Genomic DNA, 20,446 nt, shown 5'->3' with positions numbered 1-20,446 from the left:
TATGGCGGCGCTATCGAAACATCGCGAATTCATTCTTTTGGGCGCTATCGTGGTGCTGATCGGGTTGATCACGCTGCGCTACCCACCCTTTATCGCGCCGCGCAATCTGGCGCGGGTGTTCGACGACACGGCGATCCTGTTCATCCTCGCTTTGGGGCAGATGGTGGTGATCCTCACCCGCTGCATCGACCTTTCCATCGCCGCCAATCTGGCGCTGTGTGGAATGATCGTGGCGCTGCTCAACGCGGCTTTTCCCGGCCTGCCGGTGCCGCTGCTGATCGTTGCCGCCATTGGCTGCGGAGCGGCGTTCGGGGCGTTCAACGGGGCGCTGGTGTGGAAGCTGGGCATCCCCTCGATCGTCGTGACGCTGGGGACGATGACCATATTCCGCGGCTCGATCTTCCTGCTTTCGCAGGGGCAATGGGTCAACGCACACCAAATGACCGACGCGTTCAAAGCACTGCCGCGCATGACCTTCCTCGGACTACCCGGATTTTCCTGGTTCGCGATCATCATGATCTGCGCCTTTATAGTGCTGATGAGCCGGACGAAGCTGGGGCGCAACATCTACGCGGTGGGGGTCAATCCCACAGCCTCGGTGTATGCGGGGATCGACGTGGGGCGGACGCAGTTCTTTGCCTTCATGATTTCAGGCATGGTGGCCGGGCTTGCCGGGTATCTGTGGGTGGCGCGCTATTCGGTGGCCTATACCGAGATCGCCAGCGGGTTCGAACTCAACGTCATCGCCGCCTGCGTTATCGGGGGGATTTCCATTGCCGGAGGCATCGGTACGGCAGTGGGGGCGGTGCTGGGGGCGTTGTTCTTGGGGATCGTTGCCAACGCACTGCCGGTGATCAACATTTCGCCCTTTGCGCAGATGGCGATCTCTGGGGCGGTTATCGTCATCGCGGTGATCTTCAACGCCCGCGCCGAGCGCAAGAAGGGGCGGATCATCCTCAAAAAAGCGGAAGTAAACCCATGACGACCGCCAATCCGCGCGCCATTCCCGACCGGCTGGAAAACCGCTGGATGGGGGCGCTCAAGAGCTGGGAATTCCTGCTGCTGCTCGTGGCGGTCGCGGTGTTCATTTTCAACAGTTTCGCGACACCCTATTTCCTCACGCCCTGGAGCATTTCGGACGCGACGTTCAATTTCACCGAACGCGCCATCATTGCCTTGGCCATGGCGATGGTGATCATTTCGGGCGAAATCGACCTCTCGGTGGCCGGCATTCTCGCGCTCGCCTCGACCGCCATGGGCGCGGCGGCGCAGATGGGGGCGGACGTGCCGCTGCTGATCGCCATCGGGCTGGGCACGGGATTGCTGTGCGGGGCGGTCAATGGGGCACTGGTGGCGGGGCTGAAGCTGCCATCCATCGTCGTCACCATCGGAACGATGAGTCTCTTCCGAGGCATCTCCTATATCGTGCTCGGGGATCAGGCGTTCACAGGATATCCGCCCGGCTTTTCCTATTTCGGGCAGGGCTATGTCTATTGGGTGATCTCGTTCGAGCTTGTGCTGTTTCTGGTGATGGCGGTGCTGTTCAGCGTGCTGCTGCATAGGACGAGCTTCGGGCGCTCGGTGTTTGCCATCGGCAACAATCCGATGGCGGCGCAGTTTTCCGGCATCAGGGTGCGGCGGATCAAATTCATCCTGTTTCTTTTGACTGGGGTGATGTCGGGGATGGCGGCGATCCTTCTGACCTCGCGCCTCGGGTCCACCCGGCCTTCGATCGCCCAGGCGTGGGAACTCGAGGTGGTGACCATCGTGGTTCTGGGCGGGGTTTCGATCCTTGGAGGATCGGGCAGCATATTGGGCGTGGTGATCGCGGCGTGCGTGATGGGGCTTGTGACCTTCGGGCTGGGGCTGCTCAACGTGCCGGGGATCGTGATGTCGATCGTCATCGGGGCGATGCTGATCACCGTCATCGCCATGCCGATCATCATTGGCCGCATCCAGACCCGGCTGGCGCGCCGATGAAACATGTCGGTGTCATCGACATCGGCAAGACCAACGCCAAATTCGCCGTGGTCGATACCGGCACAATGGCCGAAATGGCGGTGCGGACGCGGCCCAATCGGGTGCTGGACGGACCGCCCTACCCCCATTTCGATATCGAAGGCATCTGGGAATTCCTGCTCGGGGCGATGGAGGAACTCAACCGGGAGCATCGGATCGATGCGCTTTCGATCACCACGCATGGCGCGACGGCCGCGCTGGTCGATGCGGCGGGCGAGCTGGTGCTGCCGGTGCTCGACTATGAATGCGACGGGCCGGACGCCGTGCGGGAAGAGTATGACGCGCTCTGCCCACCCTTTTCGGTAACGCTGACGCCCAAGCTCGCCATGGGGCTTAACCTCGGGGCGCAGCTTTATTGGCTGAAACGCCGCTGGCCGGACGAATTCGCGCGGACGCGGACGATACTCACCTACCCGCAATATTGGGCCTGGCGGCTGACCGGCGTGGCCGCGTCGGAATTGACATCGCTGGGGTGCCATACGGGGCTTTGGGATTTCAAGCGGGGCGCGTTTTCATCGCTGGTCGAGGCGATGGGGATAGGCGAGAGGCTGCCACCGATCCGGTCGGCGTTCGATGCGCTGGGGGCGGTATGCTCCGATGTGGTCGCGCGCACGGGGCTGGCGGCGGGCACGCCCGTTCATTGTGGCATTCACGATTCAAACGCCTCCCTCCTTCCCCATGTGCTGGAGCGGACGCCACCGTTTTCGGTGGTCTCGACCGGAACATGGGTGGTGGTCGCTTCGCCCGGCGGCAGGATCGAGACGCTGGACGCTGAGCGCGATTGCCTTGCCAATATCGACGCGCTGGGGCGCACCGTACCCTCCGCGCGGTTCATGGGCGGGCGGGAATATTCGACGCTGACGGGGGACGGGACCGAGCCCAGCGATCCGGAAACGATAGCGGCGGTGCTGGAAAAGGGGCTGATGTTGCTGCCGACCGTGCAGCGGGGATCGGGGCCGTTTCCCGGCCGGGAAGCGCAGTGGACCGGCGGGGTCGAGGCGGCGGATGCGGGGACGCGGCATGCCGTGATCTCGTTCTATCTGGCGCTGATGACGGCCGAATGCCTGGCGCTGACCGGAGCGGAAGGGGAAATCATCGTCGAGGGGCCGTTCGCGCGGAACCGGGATTATCTGACGATGCTGGGCGCGGCGACGGAACGGACAGTGCTGGCCGATGGACGAAACGCGACCGGCACGAGCATCGGGGCCGCGTTGCTGGCGGTGGGTGCCGGGGCAAAGCCCGGCGGAGGGTATGAAGCGGTGGCCGCTGGGCCGGCTGACGTCGGGGCGCTGGCCAGATATGCGCGGGATTGGCGGCGGTTGGTGGGCAGGGTGGGTGCGGTGTGAAAAGAACCAAAATGCAAGTTAGCTTGCATAAATTATAATTCTTGCAAATCCACATGCACTACAATATGAGAACGGACAGGAGGAACCATGTCCATTCTCGAACGCGTCCAATCGGTGGCCGAAAATCTCACACCGGCGGAGCACAAGCTGGTGCGCGAGATCATCGCCAAGCCGCGCGACGTGGCGCTGGGCACGGCATCAAGCCTAGCACAGCGAATCGGGGTGCATGAAGCCACCGCATCGCGGCTGGCCAAAAAGCTCGGGTTCGAGAGTTATGCCGGGTTTCGCGATGCGATCCGGGACGAATTCATCGTCAAGACCGATCCGGCGCTGCGGGTCCGCAATACGCTGGAGGCGGCGCAGGGCGGGGATTTGCTCTCCGAGTTGATCGCGCGCGAGATCGAGGCGCTGGGCAATCTGCCGCGCTATGTCGATGCACAGCGGATCGCGCAGGCAGCCGAAGTGCTGATCCGGGCACGGCGGGTGTTCATCTTTGCGCGCGGCAATGCGGTGACGCTCGGAGTAATGCTCGAAAAGCGGTTGCTGCGCATGGGGCTGGATGTGGAAATCCTCTCAGGCGACAGCCGCGACCTTGCCGAGCAGGTGCTGCGCATGGGCGACGAGGATGCGCTCGTCGCCTTCGCGTTCCGGCGGCAGCCCCGCCATTATGCGGCGCTGGTCGAACGTGCGCGGGCGGTGGGGGCGATGTCGATCGCCATTTCGGGTTCGCTGGGCCCGGCGCTGACCCCAGCGCCCGAAATGCTGTTGTCCGCTCCACGCTCGGGGTCCAACGACAGTTTCCAGACACTGACCGTACCGATGGCGATCACCAATGCGCTGGTTTTGACCATGGCGCAGAAGGATCAGGCCAAGGCGCTGGAGCGACTGGAAACGCTGGGAGAACTGATCAACGAATTCGAGTCCCGATAGGGGCTGAATACGGCGGCAAGGAGGGCCGCCGATATGACGCGCAACAATTCTGCAAGCTAACTTGCATGTCACACCGTTGTTGCAAACTCATGTGCATTAACGCGAGCCAGCGCTGACTGGCTCCACCCATTGGAGGATTTTTCGCAATGACCCTTAAGTCTCTTCTGGCCACGACTGCCCTGGCGGGTTTTCTGGCCGCTCCCGCCTTTGCCCAGGACCTCGACGCCATGACGGCCGAGGAGCTTCTTCCGCTCGCTCAGGAAGAAGGCACAGTTACCGTTTATTCCTTCACCAGCCGCATCGCTGCCGTGGAAGCAGCGTTTGAAGCCGCTTATCCCGGCATCGACATGGTCGGGTATGACGCAAGCTCGACCGAGCAGATCGCGCGCCTTCAGGCTGAAGCTCAGGCCGGCATCGCTTCGGCTGACGTCGTCTACATCTCCGATGCACCGGTCGTTCTGACCGAGCTGCTGGAAGCCGGGCTGATCGAAGGCTATGTGCCGCCGCGCGTCGCGGACCTGCTCGAAGACGAATTCAAGAGCCCCCTGCTCTCCCAGCGTCTTTCCACCAAGGTGCTGATGTATAATGAAGAAACCCACCCCGATGGCGCCCCGGTCGACAATCTCTGGGATTTGACCACCGAGGATTGGACCGGCCGCGTGATCATGGTCGATCCGCTGCAGCGCGGCGATTATCTCGATCTGATGGTCGAAATCGTCCTGCGTTCGGACGAAATGGCCCAGGCCTACGAAGCCGAATTCGGCGCCCCGATCGAACTCGATGCGGGCAATGAAAATGCCGGCATGCAGTTCATCGCCGATCTTTTCGCCAATGATGTCGTGCTGGTGTCCTCGACCGATGACGTCAACGCCGCCATCGGTTCCGTCGGCCAGCCCAATCCGCCCATCGGCTTCACCTCCTATTCCGATCGCCGCGACAATGAGGACGAAGGTTGGGCCCTCCAGGTCGCCAATGAAGTTGCGCCGTCCAACGGCATCATCTTCCCCGCCCTGCTTGCGCTGTCCACAAACACCGAGCATCCGGCTGCGGCGCGTCTCGCCATCGATTTCCTGATGGGTGACGACAGCGAGACCGGCGGCGAGGGCTTTGCCCCGTTCTACGTGGCCGGCGATTACGCCACCCGCACCGACATCGTGAGCCATCCCGATGCCGTGCCGCTCGAAGACTTCATCGCCTGGAGCATCGATCCGACGGCAACCGCCGAGATCCGCCAGGAGATCGCAGATCTCATCTTGATGCTGCAATAATCTCCGCATCCTCCCGGCGGCCGCTGGTCGCCGGGGTTTTTCTGGCTCTCCGGACGAAATTCATGGCCATTGCAACCACCACCCCCCGCCGACGCCTTGCGGTCCCTCAAGGGCTTGTGCTCAAGCTTTGCGTTCTCGCCGCCGTCGGCATCCTGATCGCCGGGCCGCTGCTGCGCATCCTCATCGAAACGCTGCTGCCGGGAACCATCACGGCGTGGAGCGATGTCGTCATCAGCCCGCTTTCGCGGAACCTGCTCTGGGTGCCACTGGGCAATACGATGATCCTGGGCTTCGGGGTCGCGACGGGTTGCGTTTTGATCGGCGGGTTTCTGGCCTGGCTGGTGGTGATGACCGACATCCCCTTCCGCCGCACCATCGGGCTTCTGGCGACGCTGCCGTTCATGATCCCGAGCTTTGCAACGGCGCTCGCCTGGGGATCGCTGTTTCGTAACGGGCGCGTCGGTGGGCAGACCGGCTTTCTGGAAGGACTGGGGCTTTCGATACCCGATTGGCTGAGCTGGGGCATGGTGCCCACGCTTATCGTGCTCACCGCCCATTATTATTCCCTGGCCTTCACAGTGATCGCGGCAGCGCTCGCGACGATCAATTCAGATCTCGTGGAAGCCGCGCAGATGACCGGGGCAAAGCGTGGCAGGATTTTCATGGGCATCATCCTGCCCGTGGCGCTGCCGGCCATCGTTTCGGGTGCGTCGCTGACCTTTGCGGGCGCGGTCTCCAATTTCGCGGCCCCGGCGCTCCTCGGCCTGCCGGTCCGCATGCAGACCATGGCGACGCGGTTATTTGGGATGATCGAGATCGGCCAGACGGCGCGCGGCTATGTCATCGCCATCCTTTTGATCGCGGTATCTGCGTTTTTCCTCTGGTTCGGCAACAAGATCATTTCGGGCCGCCGCTCGTTTGCAACCATCACCGGCAAGGGCGGTCGCGCCAAGCGGTTTACGCTCGGCGGGGCGAAATATCCGCTGTTTGCAGCCGCCGCGGTCATTTGCCTTTTGACCACGATCGTGCCGGTGGTGATCCTCATCGCGTCCTCGCTGGCTCCCAGTTCGTCGGCGCTGTTTTCCAACTGGTCGCTGCATTACTGGATGGGTGTTTCGACACCGTCTATCGCGCAGGGACAGGCGGGCGTGGTCCACAACCCCTTCATCGTTTCGGCGACCACCACTACGCTTGCACTGGGTGTCGTCGTCGCGGTGACCGGATCGGTGCTCGGGCTGATGATCGCCTTCACCCTTGCCCGCTATCGCAAGGGGTTCCTCGCGGGAACCATCAACCAATTGTCCTTCCTGCCGCTTCTGGTGCCCGGCATCGCGTTCGGCGCGGCCTATATCGCGCTGTTCGGTGCGCCCATCGGGCCATTCCCGGCGCTCTATGGAACATTCGCCCTGCTGGTGATCGCCGGCACCGCGTATCTGGTGCCGTTTTCGGTGCAGACGGGCCGCGCGGTGATCCAGCAGGTTTCGGGCGATCTTGACGAAAGCGCGAGGCTCACGGGAGCCGGGTTCTTCCGGCGCATGACCGCCATCACCGTGCCCTTGGCCAGCCGGGGGTTGGCGGCGGGGGCGCTGATCATCTTCGTTAAAATCATGCGCGACCTTTCGCTCGTCGTCCTGTTGTTCACGCCCACCACGCCGGTGCTTTCGGTGCTCGCCTATCGCTATGCGTCCGAAGGGTTCACCCAGTTCGCCAACGCGATCACCGTCGTTATCCTCATCATCTCCATCGCCGCGACGCTGCTGGCCAATCGCCTGCAGGCCAAGTCGCAGCCCTGGCTCAAGAACTAGGCCCCGCCATGATTGCAATCTCAAACCTCACCAAGAGTTTCGGCGATTTCGATGCCGTGAAATCGATAAGTCTCTCGGTACCAAAGGGCTCGTTTCTCGTGCTCGTCGGGCCGTCCGGCTGTGGAAAATCGACAATGCTGCGCATGCTGGCGGGGCTTGAAACACCTACCGCCGGCACCATCACCTTCGAGGGCAATACGGTTTCGGATGGCGAGAAAAACTGGACCATCGAACCGGCCGAACGCGATACGGGGCTGGTGTTCCAATCCTACGCGCTCTGGCCGCATATGACGGTAGCGGGAAATGTGGAATGGCCACTCAAGGTCTCCAAACTGCCCGCCCCCGAACGCAAGGCGCGGGTTGCCGAAGTGCTCACGCTGCTGGGCATCGAAAAGCTGGCGGCACGTTACCCCAACGAAATTTCGGGCGGACAGCAACAGCGCGTGGCGATCGCGCGCATGATCGCGCCCAAGCCGGGGATTTTGCTGTTCGACGAACCGCTTTCCAATCTCGACGCCAAGCTGCGGGTGGAGATGCGCACCGAATTGCTGCGCGTGCATCGCGCGACGGGGGCGACATCGATCTATGTGACCCACGATCAGGTGGAAGCCATGACCATGGCGACCCATGTGGCGGTGCTGAAAGATGGAGAGGTCGAGCAGTTCGGCACGCCCGAGGAATTGGTGGCCAACCCCAAAACCGCGTTCGTTGCGACATTCGTGGGCACGCCGCCAGCCAATCTGATCCCGGTGACGCCCGCCGAGGGCGGCATTTCCTTCGCCGGCACTGTTCTGCCCGCCACCTTCTCCCTTTCCGGCCCCGCGCAGGCGATGTTCAGGCCCGAAACGCTCGGCATTGCCTCCACCGAAGGTCCGCGCACCCTGGCGCTCGATTTTGCCGAGGCCAGCCCGGTCGCCGGGCGGGTGATGGTGACCGGCACGCGGGGCGAAATGCGGCTTACCGCCGTTGTCGACACGGCGCCGAAATTTGCCCCCGGCGACACTGTTTATTTCACGCTGCCGGAGACACCGGCGGCGCTCTTTACGCCCCAAGGGGAGATTATGGCATGAAGCGGCTGATGATCGTGCGGCATGGAGAATCGGAATGGAACGCGGATCGCCGCTTGCAAGGACAGGCCGATATCGCTCTCTCGCCCAAGGGCCGCAGCCAGGCCGAGGCGCTGAAGCCGGTGATCGAGGGACTTTTGCCCGACCGGACGATCTGCTCGGACCTCGAACGCGCGCATGACACGGCCGGGCTATTGGGCATTGCCGATGCCGAGTGCCGCACCGAGCTGCGCGAAATCAATGTCGGCGATTGGACCGGACGCGCCATCGAGGACATCCGAACGCAGGAGAGCGCCGCCTATCAGGGGTGGCGGGCCGGCACGCACACACCTCCCAATGGCGAAAAATGGTCCGATTTCGTCGCGCGCACGACCGAGTGCGTGGCCGAGGCGCTACAGACCAGCGAGCGGTTGCTTGTCGTCTGCCACGGCGGGGTGATCCGGGCGCTACTGGAAAGCCTGATCGATCTGCCGCCCAAGCGGATCATCCCGGTAGGTCCGGCAAGCCTCACCATCCTTGCCGAGCGCCCTGCCGGTTCGGGGACCATGCGGCTCGAACTGTTCAACTATTCCCCCCTCGGGCCGGTTCTCGACGCGCCCGATTGAGAGGGATTCCCGTTCTTCCGGCACCAGAAGAAATCCATGCCACCGGCGGGCGCTATTTTGGGGCATGCATCCGCAAGCGCGCATCGCCCGCGCAAAGGCCGATCCCTACACTGGCATCAATTGCAAGCCATGGAGGCATTGGTGAAAAAACTCATTCTGGCGCTGGCATTGGCCGCCACCGCGACGCCGACGGCGGCGCAGCCGACCGATATTTTGAACGTTTCCTACGATATCGCCCGCGAACTCTACGCAGCGGTCAACGAAGCCTTCATTCCCTATTACGCCGAGCAGACGGGAACGACGCTCACCATCAACCAGTCCCATGCCGGCTCGTCCACCCAGGCCCGCGCCATTCTGGAGGGGTTGCAGGCCGATTTCGTCACGTTCAACCAGGTGACCGACGTCGACGTTCTGGCCCAGAACGGGTTCGTTTCGGAAGATTGGCAGAGCGAATTTCCCAACAACGCATCGCCCTATTATTCGCCCCCGGCCTTTCTGGTGCGCGCCGGCAACCCCAAGGGGATCGAGGATTGGGACGATCTGGTGCGCGATGACGTGCAGGTGATCTTTCCCAATCCCAAAACCTCGGGGAACGGGCGATACACCTATCTGGCGGCCCGTGCCTATGCCAATGAAGCGTTTGGCGATGATGAAGCGCAGGTCGGCGAATTTCTCACCACCTTCTTCGGCAATGTGCCCGTGTTCGAAACCGGCGGGCGCGGCGCGACGACGGCCTTTGTCGAGCGGCGGCTGGGCGATGCGCTGATCACTTTCGAGGCCGAGGCTCTCGCCATCGTCAACCAGCTCGGCGCCGACCAATTCGAGGTTGTGGTGCCCAGCGTCAGCGTTCTGGCTGAATTCCCCGTGGCGGTCGTCGACCGGGTGGCCGAGGCGCGCGGATCGGCCGATATCGCCCAAGCCTATATCGAATTCCTCTATTCGACCCAGGGCCAGGAAATTCTGGCGCAGAATTTCAACCGCGTTCACGACGAAGCGGTGGCCGCCGAATACGCCGACACCTTCCCCGAATTGCGGCTGGTGACCATCGAAGAGGAATTCGGCGGCTGGGATCGGGTCTCTGAAGAGCACTTCGCCGAGGGTGGGCTGCTCGACCAGGTTTTCGTCAATCAATAACGACTGACCGACCAATCACCATCGTGCGGCGTGGGGGAAACCCCATGCCGCCGCAAGCATTTGAGGGCACCCTTGGCCATAGCAGCGCGCCTTTATCGCAGATCCATATTGCCGGGCTTCGGGCTGTCGCTGGGTATTGCGCTCACCTATGCGACGATCATCATCGCCCTGCCGATCGCCGCCATGCTGTTCAAATCGGCGAGCCTGGGGTTCGACGAATTTATCCGCATCACGACCTCGCAGCGGGCGCTTTCGGCCTATTGGATCACGATATCGTCGGCGGCCCTGGCGACGGTGATCAATGCCGGGCTGGGGCTGTTGCTGGCCTGGGTGATCGTCCGATATCGCTTTGCCGGCCGCAAGGCGCTCGATGCACTGGTCGATTTGCCCTTCGCGTTGCCGACCGCCGTGGCGGGCCTGACGCTGGTGACGCTGTTTTCCCCCGACGGGTGGTATGGCGCGGTGCTGGAGCCGCTGGGATTATACGTCAACTACACCCAGATCGGCATCATCGTCGCCATGACGTTCACCTCCATTCCCTTCGTCGTGCGCGCCATCCAGCCGGTGCTCGAACAGCTCGAACCCGAATTCGAGGAAGCTGCACGCAGTCTTGGGGCATCGGACTTCCAGGTTTTTACCCGCGTCGTGTGGCCTGCCATCCTGCCGGCCTTTCTCACCGGATGCGTGCTGTCCTTCGCGCGCTCACTGGGGGAATACGGGGCGGTGGTGTTCATCGCCGGCAATATTCCCGGAATGACCGAGATCGTTTCGCTGCTGATCGTCATCCGGCTCGATGAATACAATTACCCCGCCGCCGCCGCGCTCGCCACGGTTCTGCTGGTCGTGTCCTTCGTCACCATGCTCTCGACCAACCTCCTGCAAGGCTGGCAATTGCGCTATGCGGAGAAAAGCCGATGAGCGCCCGCCGCCCTTCCCGTGCCGAAACCGTGCTAATCGGGTTGGCCTTCGGGCTCGCCGCGCTGACGCTGGTCGTGCCGCTCGCCCTGATCTTTGCCTTTGCTTTCCGTGAGGGCCTTGGCGCCTATATCGGCAATATATTCGAGCCCAATACGCTGCATGCGGTGTGGCTGACGGTGCTGGCCGCGCTGGTGGTCGTGCCCATCAACATCGTCTTCGGCATCGCGGTCGCCTGGCTGGTGACGCGGCACCGGTTCGTGGGGCGCCAGCTTCTGGTCACCATCATCGAGCTGCCGTTTTCCATCAGCCCGATCGTCGCCGGCGTCGCCTATCTGTTTCTCTATGGCGGGCAAGGGCTGCTCGGTCCCTCGCTGCAGGCGGCGGGTATGCCGATCATGTTCACCGTGTTCGCGATCTTCCTCGTCAGCCTCTTCGTCACCGCCCCGTTCGTGGCGCGCGAGCTGATCCCGCTCATGGCCCAGCAGGGCACCGAGGATGAAGAGGCCGCGCTGTCGCTGGGGGCGAACGGGCGGCAGATGTTCATGCATGTGACGCTGCCCAACATCCGCTGGGCGCTGCTCTATGGCGCGATCCTCACCAATGCGCGGGTGATGGGGGAATTTGGAGCCGTATCGGTGGTTTCAGGCTCGATCCGGGGGCAGACCAACACCCTGCCCTTGCAGATTTCCCAACTCTTCAACGATTTCAACATCACCGGCGCCTTTGCCGCGGCAACGCTTCTGGCGCTGCTCGCGGTGGTGACAATCGTGCTGAAATCGCTCCTGGAATGGCGCAGCGGCGCGCACTAAACCTCAGGCTGGAAATACGCTCCAGCGCTTGGGCTTGAAGGCGATGCGCGATTTGGTGGTTGCCGGGTGATCGACGGGGATTTCGATCTCGACCTTTTCCTTGGCGCCTCCCACTTCGAGTTCGACCTGGCGAACGCCGGCCGTGCGGCGGCTGGTTGCGACCGTGCCCACGATGGCCGTCTCGCCGCCTTCGACGACATCGACGTCGTGCGGACGGAAGAACAATTCGCCATTGCCGTCGGCGACGCCCTTGGAATCGAGCCCGAGCGGACGGTCGGCGAAATAGAGCTGGCCGTGCTCGATGCTGACGGGCAGGCGCGAGGATTCCCCGATGAAGGAATAGACGGCCGCCGAATTGGGGGTGTCGTAAACCTCGTCGGGCTCGCCCACCTGTTCGATCCGCCCCTGGCTCATCACCACGACGCGGTCGGCGAGTTCGAGCGCCTCTTCCTGATCGTGGGTCACGAACACCGTGGTGTGACCGGTGGAATCGTGGACCTCGCGCAGCCAGCGGCGCAATTCCTTGCGCACCTGGGCGTCGAGCGCGCCGAACGGCTCGTCGAGCAGCAGCACCTTGGGCTCGATGGCCAGCGCACGGGCCAGGGCCACGCGCTGACGCTGACCGCCCGAAAGCTGGTTGGGATAGCGCTTCTCGAACCCCTTGAGCTGGACGAATTCGAGCAATTCGCGCGCGCGGGCCTCGATATCCTTTTTGGCCCACTTATCCTTGCCGGTGCGGACTTTGAGACCGAAGCCGACATTTTCGAGAACGGTCATGTGCCGGAACAGCGCGTAATGCTGGAAGACGAACCCCACATTGCGATCCTGAACGCTCTTTTTGGAGGCGTCCTCCTCGCCGAAATAGATCGCCCCTTCGGTGGGGAAATCGAGCCCGGCGATCAGGCGCAGCAGCGTCGTCTTGCCCGAGCCCGATGGGCCTAAAAGCGCGATCAGTTCGCCCGATTGGATGTCGAGAGAGACGTCGTGCAGGGCCGGGAATTTGTCGAATTCCTTGCGCACGTTTTTGACTTTGACTTCCATAAATGCCTTTCCCGATCAGTAACGGACGCCGGTCGCATGGTCGCGACCATATACACGCTCAAGCAGGGCCTTGAGAACCAGGGTCACCAGCGCAAGCAGCGCCAGAAGTCCCGCCACTGCAAACGCGGCGGCGAAATTGTATTCGTTATAGAGGATTTCGATGTGAAGCGGCATCGTTACCGTTTCGCCGCGCAGGCGGCCCGAAACGACCGAAACGGCGCCGAACTCACCCATGGCGCGGGCGTTGCAGAGCAGCACGCCATAGAGCAGGCCCCTTTTGATATTGGGGAGCGTTACGCGCCAGAAGGTCTGCCAGCCATTGGCGCCCAAAGACAGCGCCGCTTCCTCATCGCCCGTCCCCTGGTCCTCCATGAGCGGGATCAGCTCGCGGGCGACGAAGGGGAAGGTGACGAAGATCGTGGCAAGGACCACGCCGGGGACCGCAAAGAGGATCTGCAACCCCGCCGAATTGAAGATCGGGCCCAAAAAGCTGCCCGAGCCGAACAGCAGCACATAGACCAGACCCGCGATCACCGGGGAGACCGAAAAGGGCAGATCGATCAGGGTGGTAAGGAACGCCTTGCCCTTGAACTCATATTTGGCGATGGCCCATGCGGCGGCCACACCGAAGACGAGGTTGAGCGGAACGGCGATGGCGGCAACCAGCAGCGTCAGGCGGATGGCCGCCAGGGCGTCGGGCTGGACGATGGCCTCCCACGCCGCGCCCCAACCGAGCCGGAAGGCTTCGATGAAAACCGCCGCCAGCGGGATGAAGAGAACCAGCGCCAGGAACAGGCCGGCAATGGCGATGGCCGACCATTTGACGGCGCGAGACTCCGTCTTGGGGCTTCGAAAACCGTGATCACGCGCCATGGCCATACCTCCTGCGGCTCCAGGCCTGGATGAGGTTGATGGCGAACAGCACGATGAAGGCAAAGATCAGCATCACCGCGCCAATGGCGGTGGCGGCCGGATAGTTGAACTCTTCGAGCCGCATGACGATCAGCAGCGGCGCGATCTCCGAGACGTAGGGGATATTGCCGGCGATGAAGATCACCGAGCCGTATTCGCCCACCGCCCGCCCGAAGGCCAGCGCGAACCCGGTGAGGATGGCGGGAAAAAGCGCGGGCAGGATGATCCTGAAAATGGTCTGGAAGCGGCTTGCGCCCAGGGTTGCCGCCGCCTCCTCGACCTCGGAGTCGAAATCCTCGAGCACCGGCTGCACTGTGCGCACCACAAAAGGCAGGCCGATGAAGATCAGCGCGATGACGATGCCGATCGGGGTATAGGCGATGCGGAAGCCCAAGGGGGCGAAGAGCTGCCCGATCCAACCATTGGGGGCATAAAGCGCGGTGAGCGCGATGCCGGCCACGGCGGTGGGCAGGGCGAAGGGCAGATCGACGGCCGCATCCACGATGCGGCGGCCGGGGAAATCATAGCGCACGAGGACCCAGGCGACGAGAACGCCGAAGACGGCATTGACGAGGGCGGCGATCCCAGCGGTCCAGAAGCTGGTGCGCAGGGCGCCTACGACGCGGGCGTCGGTGGCGATGCGCCAGAACTCATCCCAGCCGAGCGCGGCGGAGCGCCAGCCGACGCCGGCCAGGGGGATGAGCACGATGAGGCTCAGATACACGATGGTGAATCCGAGCGTCAGCCCGAAACCCGGGATGACGCTCGGATGTTTCCATCGCCACCGGCCCCTAAGGGAGGTGATGGCGCTCATAGGCTACTGCGCCGGCTGGTAGATCTGGTCGAAGATGCCGCCATCTCCGAAAAACTCCGGCTGCACTTCGGCCCAGCCGCCGAAATCGTCGATGCTGGCCAGCTCGACTTCGGGGAACCGCTCGAGCAGGGTCGGGTCGGTCACGAGGTCGGGATTGGACGGGCGATAATAGTTCTGTGCCGCCAGCGTCTGGCCGACGTCGGAATAAAGATATTGCAGATAGGCCGTGGCCAGCTCGCGCGTGCCCTTGGCATCCACGACCTCGTCGACGATGGCGACCGGAGGTTCGGCCAGGATCGAGATCGAGGGCACCACGATATCGAAGGCGTCGGGTCCCAGCTCTTCGATGGCGAGGAAGGCCTCGTTTTCCCAAGCGAGCAGAACGTCGCCGATGCCGCGCTGGACGAAGGTGGTGGTCGAACCGCGCGCGCCGCTGTCGAGCACGGGAACGTTGCGGTAGAGGTCGCCCACGAACTGGCGAATCTGCTCCTCATCGCCTTCAAATTCGCGGTCGGCCCAGGCCCATGCAGCCAGCAGGTTCCAGCGGGCGCCGCCCGAGGTCTTGGGATTGGGGGTGATCACCTCGACGTCATCGGCGACCAAATCGCCCCAATCGGTGAGGTTCTTGGGATTGCCCTTGCGGACAAGGAAAACGATTGTCGAGGTGTAGGGGGCGTTGTTGTTGTCCAGCGTGCCGCGCCAGTCGGGGGCAATCTTGCCGGACTGTTCGGCGATGGCGTTGATATCGGCTTCCAGCGCCAGGGTCACCACGTCGGCGTCGAGCCCGTCGATAACCGTGCGGGCTTGAGAACCCGAGCCGCCATGGGTCACCTGGATAGTGACGGGCTCGTTGCCCTGCTCCTGCCACCAGGCCGAAAAGGCCTCGTTATACTCGCGGTAAAGCTCGCGGGTGGGGTCGTAGGAAACGTTGATGAGGGTCTGCTGGGCGTGCGCGGTCACGCCTCCCACCAGCAGTAGCGATCCGGCCAGAGCCGTCAGCGCCAAAGTGCGTTTGAGGTTCATTGTCGTCACCCTCCTGGTTTGATCGACAACCAAAACCCTATCTAGTAGGTAGAGATTGTCAACTGAGCGCCAGGAGGGGGTCGGCGAAGGCTTCCGCGCGGTGGAAGCGGTTACGCCATTTTCTTGTAATCGATTGTAATATCTTCAATATTTCCGTTTATCGCATCGGCGATGGAGGTGTTATCCAGCACCATTCTGGTGGCATCTGCGACCCGGGCGAACACCTTGCGCACTTCGCAATTTGTTTCGCTTTTACAATCAACGCACCTTCGGTAGGCGATTTTGCTCAAGCAGGGCAGTGGCGCGATAGGACCGTCAACCAGCCGCAGCACCTCTCCGAAAAATATTTCACCGGCCGGCTTGATCAGCATATAGCCGCCATCCTTGCCGCGCCGGCTCATGACGAGCCCGGCCCGCTTGAGATCGAGCAGAATCTGTTCGAGAAATTTCTGCGGGATTCCTTCGCTGCGCGAGATTTCGCCGATCTGGATGGCTTCGCCCTCGCCACGGCGCGCCAGGGCGATGAGGGCACGGAAGGCGTAGCGGGCTTTCTGCGAAATCATGGTGCGGCCAATCGGGAACGGCCGCACCCATACAGCGATCGGGCGGGAGGAACAACGTCCCGGTCCCTCAGCCTGCGCGTCATAGTCTCGCAGGAACGTGCCGGACGAGCCGGCGAGCCAGTTCGGCTGCCTGCACGCGGATTTCGGGCACGGACTCGATTTCGAAGAACTGGCTGCGCGTCAGCGGGCCGACAGCGAATATCCTGCGGCTGGCATGGCCCTCAGCATCGACAACGGCGCAATCAGAGGTAACCTCCAGTCCGATCCTCAGCGGATCGGGCCGAACCCGCCCCGAGGCGACGAGGCGCTGGATCAGCGGATTGGAGCTCTGGAAGATATTGACCGAAACGCCACCGCAATCATAGACGCGGGCAACCTGCAACTCCTCGGTCTCGGTCAGTCCGCGCCGCCTGATGGTGGCAACCACGTCCTTGCCCTCGGGTTCGCGCTCGACGCCCAGATATTCGCCGGCGATCAGCGTCAACTGGCTGCTCTCGGCGGCCGCCCGGAGGCGGGCGAAGAGATCGGGCGGCAGGCGATGGCGGTGGATGTTCCAGAGCGGGCGCACATGGGTCAGGAACCGCCGGCGCGTGGCCACCGACCAGCTCTGCCAGATCTTCTGGGTGAAGGGCCGCAGCCCATCCACGGCATCGCGCCAGTCCCCGCCCGCCGCGACGGCATCGCGAACGAGGCGACGGAACCAGCGCACGAAAGCCGACATCGAGGTGCCGAAGGCAATATCGGCTTCATCGAGAGCAATGGGGGTGGAGGGCGCGTGTTCGCGCGGCAGCCGACCGTGGCGGGACACCACGAGAATGGGGCCTTTATGATGCCGCCCGGCAAGCGTCAGCCAGGCATCGACCATGCTCAGGCCAGAGCCCAGAACCAGCACCCGCGCGTAAGGATCGATGGGGGTGTCGGCCTGGCTGCCGGCCCTCACCGCCAGATCGTGCCCGCGCACCTGCCGCTCTTCGTGCCCTACAGCGAGAACGGCGGCGTGGGCGACGAGCGAACTGCCGTCGTCCAGCCTGACCTCGACGCCGCGCGCTGTTTCCTCGATCGCCTCGCAGCGGGCGTTTACGATATAGAGCCGCTGGCGGTCGGCGCCCTCATCGAGCCCGGCCAGAAGCTGGGAGAGGTAATGGCCGTAGCGCGCTCGGGGCGGGAAGGTATCGGGCGTGACCGAAGGGTCGAGGGCGTGAAGCCAGCGGAAGAAATGATCCGGATCGTCGGGAAAGGCGCTCATGCCCTTGGCCGGGACGTTGAGCACATGATCGGGGTTTTCGGTGGAATAGGCCATGCCATGGCCCACCCGGTCCGATTTCTCGATCAGCGTTACCCGCACATGGGCCGCCGGATCGGAGAGCAGATGGGCCGCGAGCAAAACCCCGCTCGCCCCGCCCCCGACGATGACGATGGAAATCTGATGGAGTGACTGGACGGTCATCGCTCCCTCCTACTGCCCGGCCGAGAGGCTGGCGGAAACGGTCCGCGCCGGGGCCTCGGTCGATGCGGGGGAGATGGTCACCGCCAGCAGTGTTGCAAGCGAAGCCGCAAAGGCGGCGATAAACAGGAACTGGCGAAAATTGGCCAGACATCGTCGAATCATGGCTGTTCTCCCTGTCGAAAACACAAGCGTTGCCGTCCGCATGAAGCTGCGGGCAAAATCATTGTTCTTGGTTGGAAAGCCCCGCCGCTTCAGCGGCTTTTTCGATATACCTGGGTCATTGCGCATCCTCTCGCAATCGGTCCGGTGGGCGGCTCGGTGTCGCCTGCCCATCCCGATCCTGCTATACTCTATCTAGTTAGTCTAGTATAATCTGGCAAGAGATGGGGGCACTCCGGCGAATTGCCGGGGAGAGAGGGGACGCGTTCCGCTGGGATAGATGATTTCACGAAAAGCCAAATATGCCCTGCGCGCGCTTTTCGCGCTGGCCCGCGCGCCGCAGGGAAAGCCTCTCGTTATCGGCGAGATCGCCCAGGACCAGCGCATCCCCAAGAAGTTTCTCGAGCAGATCCTGCTCGATCTCAAGAACAAGGGCATTCTCGACAGCCGCCGGGGCAAGGGCGGCGGTTATGTGCTGCTCAAGCCGGCCGAAAAGATTTCCTATGGCGAAATCATCCGCATGATCGACGGCCCGATCGCGCCGCTCCCCTGCCTTTCGATCACCGCCTATCGCAAATGCGCCGATTGCGCCGACGAGACGCGCTGCGAAACGCGGCGGGTGTTTGCGAAAGTCGCCATGCAGACGCGGCAGGTGCTCGACCAAACGACAATTGCCGATGCCATCGCCATCCCTCGCGAGGCGCCGCCCGTCTCCTGAAACAGCGGTTGCGCAGCCCGGCCAAATGCGGTTTTCATGATCCGCTGGGCCAGCCGGGAGTGCGCATGGGTTTCGAACAGGTCGCCATTTTCGTGCTTTTGGCGGGCATGATGGTTGCCTTCGCCACCGTCAGGCGGCTCGAACTTGTTGCGCTGGGCGGGCTTGCGATCGGCACCCTGCTTGGGCTGGTGCCCATCGAAACGATCTTTTCCGGCTTTTCGAGCCCGGTCGTCATCACCGTCATCGAAATCCTGCTGATCGTCGATGTGCTCAAGCGCTCGTCGCTCCTCGATACCGCCGCGGCGCGGCTCTCGGGCGTTCTCGTCGACGACAGGCAATTGGTCGTTGGCCTCTGCGCCATGGGGGCGCTACTTTCGGTCTTCATGAACAATATCGGGGCCCTGGCGCTCATGGTGCCGCTGGCGATCTCGCTCTGCGAGCGGCAGGGCGTGCCGCTCGAAAAAATGCTGATGCCGCTCTCGTTCGCAACCCTTCTGGGTGGCCTGTGCTCGGTGGTGGGTACGCCATCCAACCTTCTGGGCGCCGTCGCGGTCGGTGAGGTGCGGGCGGAACCGCTGGGCTTTTTCGAACTCAGCCTGGTGGGCGTGCCGCTGACGCTTGCCGGGCTGGCCTATCTCTGGCTGGCGACCCCTCGCGGCGACCGCACCAACACCGAAGGGTCCGGCATCCCCCACGGCCGCAATTACGTCACCGAGTTGACGGTCATCCCGAAATCACCGATGGCGGGCCTATCGGCACGCGAGGCCGCGGACCGACACAATATCGTCATCCACAATCAGGTCCGTGCCGGCAATTTCGTCTTCGGCCGCGATGACAGGGAAATCCTTGTCGGCGACACGCTTGTCGTCGAGGGTCCGCGCGACGCCCTTTCCGCGCTCGGCGCCTTTGGCGAACCTGCGGATACCGCGCGCATGGAAGCGGTGGTTCTGCCCGAAAGCATCTATGTGGGTTCTGCGGTCGAAGACCTCGTGGCCTTCGCCGACGCGGACGCAACCGTCATCGCGGCGGGGATAACGCCCCGGCGGATCGAAGGCCGGTTGGCCGATGTCCGTCTGTCGGTAGGCGATATCGTGGTCCTCGAAGGCGATCCCGAAATCATCGCGCGCGAATGCGCCGAAGGCGGGCTGCTCCAGCTCGCGCCGGCGGTCCGGAAGGCAAGATCGAGCCTGTTCCCAATTGCAATCTTCGGCCTGGGGGTGGGCGCGGCGGCACTGTTCGCCATCGATCCCTCCATAGCGTTCGGCGCGGTGGTCCTCGCACTGGCGGTCAGCGGCCACCTCTCGCTGCGCAGGGGCCTCGAAGGCCTCAACTGGCCGATCATCGTTCTCCTCGGCGCGATGATCCCGCTGGGCAACGCCGTCGCCACCACAGGAGCAGCCGGAGCGCTGGCCGAAATGGCCGCAGGTCTTTTGCCCGGCGCCGATCTTTTGGCAATCGTTGCGATCATGCTGGGGTTTGCGATCGTCCTCACCCCCTTCGTTAACAACCCTACCACCGTGGTGGCGCTGGCCCCCATTGGGGTGGCGCTGGCCGATCAGTACGGATTGCCGGCAACCCCGATCATCATCGCCATAACGGTGGGCGCATCGCTCGATTTCCTCACGCCCATCGGCCATCACAACAACACGCTGGTGATGGGCATAGCCGGCTACCGGTTCATCGACTACGCCCGGCTTGGCTGGCCGCTGGTCGTCATTTCGGCGCTTCTGTCGGTGATCCTCATTCCCTTGTTCTTCAATTGAAAATGGGCCGATTGCGGTTGCAATTGACCACCTTGTTTCGTACCAAGACAGTGAGGACCTAAAAATGGAGGACGTCGCAGCGGGCCACCTCGCCTGCGGTCGACA

20 protein-coding genes are annotated in these 20,446 nt (G+C 63.1%); 13 read left to right on the top strand and 7 right to left on the bottom strand.

The genetic code is table 11. The features are described 5' to 3' along the window. Position 1: 1 nt before the first annotated feature. From V4T21_RS15130 to cysW (V4T21_RS15080), 11 genes are all read left to right on the top strand, one after another. The gene (locus V4T21_RS15130) at positions 2-982 is read left to right on the top strand and encodes an ABC transporter permease (RefSeq protein ID WP_332718307.1); all 981 of its coding nucleotides are present in this window, start codon (positions 2-4) and stop codon (positions 980-982) included. Continuing rightward, positions 979-1,980: an ABC transporter permease gene (locus tag V4T21_RS15125; protein WP_332718305.1), complete on the top strand. Its 1,002-nt coding sequence runs from the start codon at positions 979-981 to the stop codon at positions 1,978-1,980. Before V4T21_RS15130 ends, V4T21_RS15125 begins: the two co-directional genes overlap by 4 nt. Beyond that, positions 1,977-3,365 (top strand): FGGY-family carbohydrate kinase, encoded by a 1,389-nt coding sequence (locus tag V4T21_RS15120; protein ID WP_332718303.1) that lies wholly within the window; start codon positions 1,977-1,979, stop codon positions 3,363-3,365. The genes V4T21_RS15125 and V4T21_RS15120 overlap by 4 nt, the downstream gene beginning before the upstream one ends. Before the next feature lie 87 nt (positions 3,366-3,452). Beyond that, positions 3,453-4,295 (top strand): MurR/RpiR family transcriptional regulator, encoded by an 843-nt coding sequence (locus tag V4T21_RS15115; RefSeq protein ID WP_332718301.1) that lies wholly within the window; start codon positions 3,453-3,455, stop codon positions 4,293-4,295. A gap of 146 nt (positions 4,296-4,441) precedes the next feature. Continuing rightward, on the top strand, positions 4,442-5,563 hold the full coding sequence (locus tag V4T21_RS15110) for an ABC transporter substrate-binding protein (RefSeq protein WP_332718299.1): 1,122 nt from the start codon (positions 4,442-4,444) through the stop codon (positions 5,561-5,563). A gap of 62 nt (positions 5,564-5,625) precedes the next feature. Next, a complete protein-coding gene (locus V4T21_RS15105; RefSeq protein ID WP_332718296.1) occupies positions 5,626-7,368 on the top strand; it encodes an ABC transporter permease in 1,743 nt (580 codons plus the stop codon). Positions 7,369-7,376: 8 nt separating this feature from the next. Next, the gene (locus tag V4T21_RS15100) at positions 7,377-8,438 is read left to right on the top strand and encodes an ABC transporter ATP-binding protein (RefSeq protein WP_332718294.1); all 1,062 of its coding nucleotides are present in this window, start codon (positions 7,377-7,379) and stop codon (positions 8,436-8,438) included. Continuing rightward, complete coding sequence (locus V4T21_RS15095) at positions 8,435-9,040, top strand: histidine phosphatase family protein (RefSeq protein ID WP_332718292.1); 606 nt, start codon at positions 8,435-8,437, stop codon at positions 9,038-9,040. Before V4T21_RS15100 ends, V4T21_RS15095 begins: the two co-directional genes overlap by 4 nt. Before the next feature lie 141 nt (positions 9,041-9,181). Continuing rightward, on the top strand, positions 9,182-10,174 hold the full coding sequence (locus tag V4T21_RS15090; protein ID WP_332718290.1) for a sulfate ABC transporter substrate-binding protein: 993 nt from the start codon (positions 9,182-9,184) through the stop codon (positions 10,172-10,174). A gap of 72 nt (positions 10,175-10,246) precedes the next feature. Continuing rightward, positions 10,247-11,092 carry a sulfate ABC transporter permease subunit CysT gene (cysT, locus tag V4T21_RS15085; protein WP_332718288.1) on the top strand — a complete coding sequence of 282 codons (846 nt, stop codon included), beginning with the start codon at positions 10,247-10,249 and terminating at the stop codon, positions 11,090-11,092. Next, positions 11,089-11,901, top strand: a complete 813-nt coding sequence (cysW, locus tag V4T21_RS15080; RefSeq protein ID WP_332718286.1) for a sulfate ABC transporter permease subunit CysW — start codon at positions 11,089-11,091, stop codon at positions 11,899-11,901. The genes cysT (V4T21_RS15085) and cysW (V4T21_RS15080) overlap by 4 nt, the downstream gene beginning before the upstream one ends. Before the next feature lie 3 nt (positions 11,902-11,904). On the opposite strand, the gene V4T21_RS15075 is transcribed toward cysW (V4T21_RS15080), so the two are convergent. The 7 genes from V4T21_RS15075 to V4T21_RS15045 form a co-directional block, all read right to left on the bottom strand. Next, positions 11,905-12,942 (bottom strand): sulfate/molybdate ABC transporter ATP-binding protein, encoded by a 1,038-nt coding sequence (locus V4T21_RS15075; protein ID WP_332718284.1) that lies wholly within the window; start codon positions 12,940-12,942, stop codon positions 11,905-11,907. Positions 12,943-12,957: 15 nt separating this feature from the next. Then, positions 12,958-13,821: a sulfate ABC transporter permease subunit CysW gene (cysW, locus tag V4T21_RS15070; RefSeq protein WP_332718282.1), complete on the bottom strand. Its 864-nt coding sequence runs from the start codon at positions 13,819-13,821 to the stop codon at positions 12,958-12,960. Next, positions 13,805-14,668, bottom strand: a complete 864-nt coding sequence (gene cysT, locus V4T21_RS15065) for a sulfate ABC transporter permease subunit CysT (protein WP_332718279.1) — start codon at positions 14,666-14,668, stop codon at positions 13,805-13,807. The genes cysW (V4T21_RS15070) and cysT (V4T21_RS15065) overlap by 17 nt, the downstream gene beginning before the upstream one ends. Before the next feature lie 3 nt (positions 14,669-14,671). Beyond that, the gene (locus V4T21_RS15060; protein ID WP_332718277.1) at positions 14,672-15,700 is read right to left on the bottom strand and encodes a sulfate ABC transporter substrate-binding protein; all 1,029 of its coding nucleotides are present in this window, start codon (positions 15,698-15,700) and stop codon (positions 14,672-14,674) included. Between the two features lie 101 nt (positions 15,701-15,801). Beyond that, entirely contained in the window at positions 15,802-16,254 is a 453-nt protein-coding gene (locus V4T21_RS15055; RefSeq protein WP_332718275.1) for an RrF2 family transcriptional regulator, read from the bottom strand. 79 nt (positions 16,255-16,333) lie between these two features. After that, on the bottom strand, positions 16,334-17,701 hold the full coding sequence (locus tag V4T21_RS15050; protein WP_332718273.1) for an FAD/NAD(P)-binding protein: 1,368 nt from the start codon (positions 17,699-17,701) through the stop codon (positions 16,334-16,336). Positions 17,702-17,710: 9 nt separating this feature from the next. Continuing rightward, entirely contained in the window at positions 17,711-17,863 is a 153-nt protein-coding gene (locus V4T21_RS15045; RefSeq protein WP_332718271.1) for a hypothetical protein, read from the bottom strand. 277 nt (positions 17,864-18,140) lie between these two features. On the opposite strand from V4T21_RS15045, the gene V4T21_RS15040 reads away from it, so the two are divergent. Both V4T21_RS15040 and V4T21_RS15035 read left to right on the top strand, forming a co-directional pair. Further along, positions 18,141-18,578, top strand: a complete 438-nt coding sequence (locus V4T21_RS15040; RefSeq protein WP_332718269.1) for an RrF2 family transcriptional regulator — start codon at positions 18,141-18,143, stop codon at positions 18,576-18,578. Between the two features lie 65 nt (positions 18,579-18,643). Then, positions 18,644-20,341 (top strand): SLC13 family permease, encoded by a 1,698-nt coding sequence (locus tag V4T21_RS15035; protein ID WP_332718267.1) that lies wholly within the window; start codon positions 18,644-18,646, stop codon positions 20,339-20,341. Positions 20,342-20,446: the final 105 nt, after the last annotated feature.

Source organism: Pelagibacterium mangrovi (assembly GCF_036662815.1).
In the GTDB taxonomy this organism is placed as follows: Bacteria; Pseudomonadota; Alphaproteobacteria; order Rhizobiales; family Devosiaceae; genus Pelagibacterium; species Pelagibacterium mangrovi.
This window is presented reverse-complemented; position numbering and strand designations above follow the sequence as displayed.

Coding starts and splice junctions, on each gene's coding strand:
- V4T21_RS15130 (WP_332718307.1), top strand. CDS start 2: ATGGCGGCGCTATCGAAACATCGCGAATTCATTCTTTTGGGCGCTATC.
- cysW (WP_332718286.1), top strand. CDS start 11,089: ATGAGCGCCCGCCGCCCTTCCCGTGCCGAAACCGTGCTAATCGGGTTG.
- cysW (WP_332718282.1), bottom strand. CDS start 13,821: ATGGCCATGGCGCGTGATCACGGTTTTCGAAGCCCCAAGACGGAGTCT.
- V4T21_RS15075 (WP_332718284.1), bottom strand. CDS start 12,942: ATGGAAGTCAAAGTCAAAAACGTGCGCAAGGAATTCGACAAATTCCCG.
- cysT (WP_332718279.1), bottom strand. CDS start 14,668: ATGAGCGCCATCACCTCCCTTAGGGGCCGGTGGCGATGGAAACATCCG.
- V4T21_RS15125 (WP_332718305.1), top strand. CDS start 979: ATGACGACCGCCAATCCGCGCGCCATTCCCGACCGGCTGGAAAACCGC.
- V4T21_RS15040 (WP_332718269.1), top strand. CDS start 18,141: ATGATTTCACGAAAAGCCAAATATGCCCTGCGCGCGCTTTTCGCGCTG.
- V4T21_RS15100 (WP_332718294.1), top strand. CDS start 7,377: ATGATTGCAATCTCAAACCTCACCAAGAGTTTCGGCGATTTCGATGCC.
- V4T21_RS15045 (WP_332718271.1), bottom strand. CDS start 17,863: ATGATTCGACGATGTCTGGCCAATTTTCGCCAGTTCCTGTTTATCGCC.
- V4T21_RS15105 (WP_332718296.1), top strand. CDS start 5,626: ATGGCCATTGCAACCACCACCCCCCGCCGACGCCTTGCGGTCCCTCAA.
- V4T21_RS15110 (WP_332718299.1), top strand. CDS start 4,442: ATGACCCTTAAGTCTCTTCTGGCCACGACTGCCCTGGCGGGTTTTCTG.
- V4T21_RS15120 (WP_332718303.1), top strand. CDS start 1,977: ATGAAACATGTCGGTGTCATCGACATCGGCAAGACCAACGCCAAATTC.
- V4T21_RS15035 (WP_332718267.1), top strand. CDS start 18,644: ATGGGTTTCGAACAGGTCGCCATTTTCGTGCTTTTGGCGGGCATGATG.
- V4T21_RS15050 (WP_332718273.1), bottom strand. CDS start 17,701: ATGACCGTCCAGTCACTCCATCAGATTTCCATCGTCATCGTCGGGGGC.
- V4T21_RS15055 (WP_332718275.1), bottom strand. CDS start 16,254: ATGATTTCGCAGAAAGCCCGCTACGCCTTCCGTGCCCTCATCGCCCTG.
- V4T21_RS15095 (WP_332718292.1), top strand. CDS start 8,435: ATGAAGCGGCTGATGATCGTGCGGCATGGAGAATCGGAATGGAACGCG.
- V4T21_RS15115 (WP_332718301.1), top strand. CDS start 3,453: ATGTCCATTCTCGAACGCGTCCAATCGGTGGCCGAAAATCTCACACCG.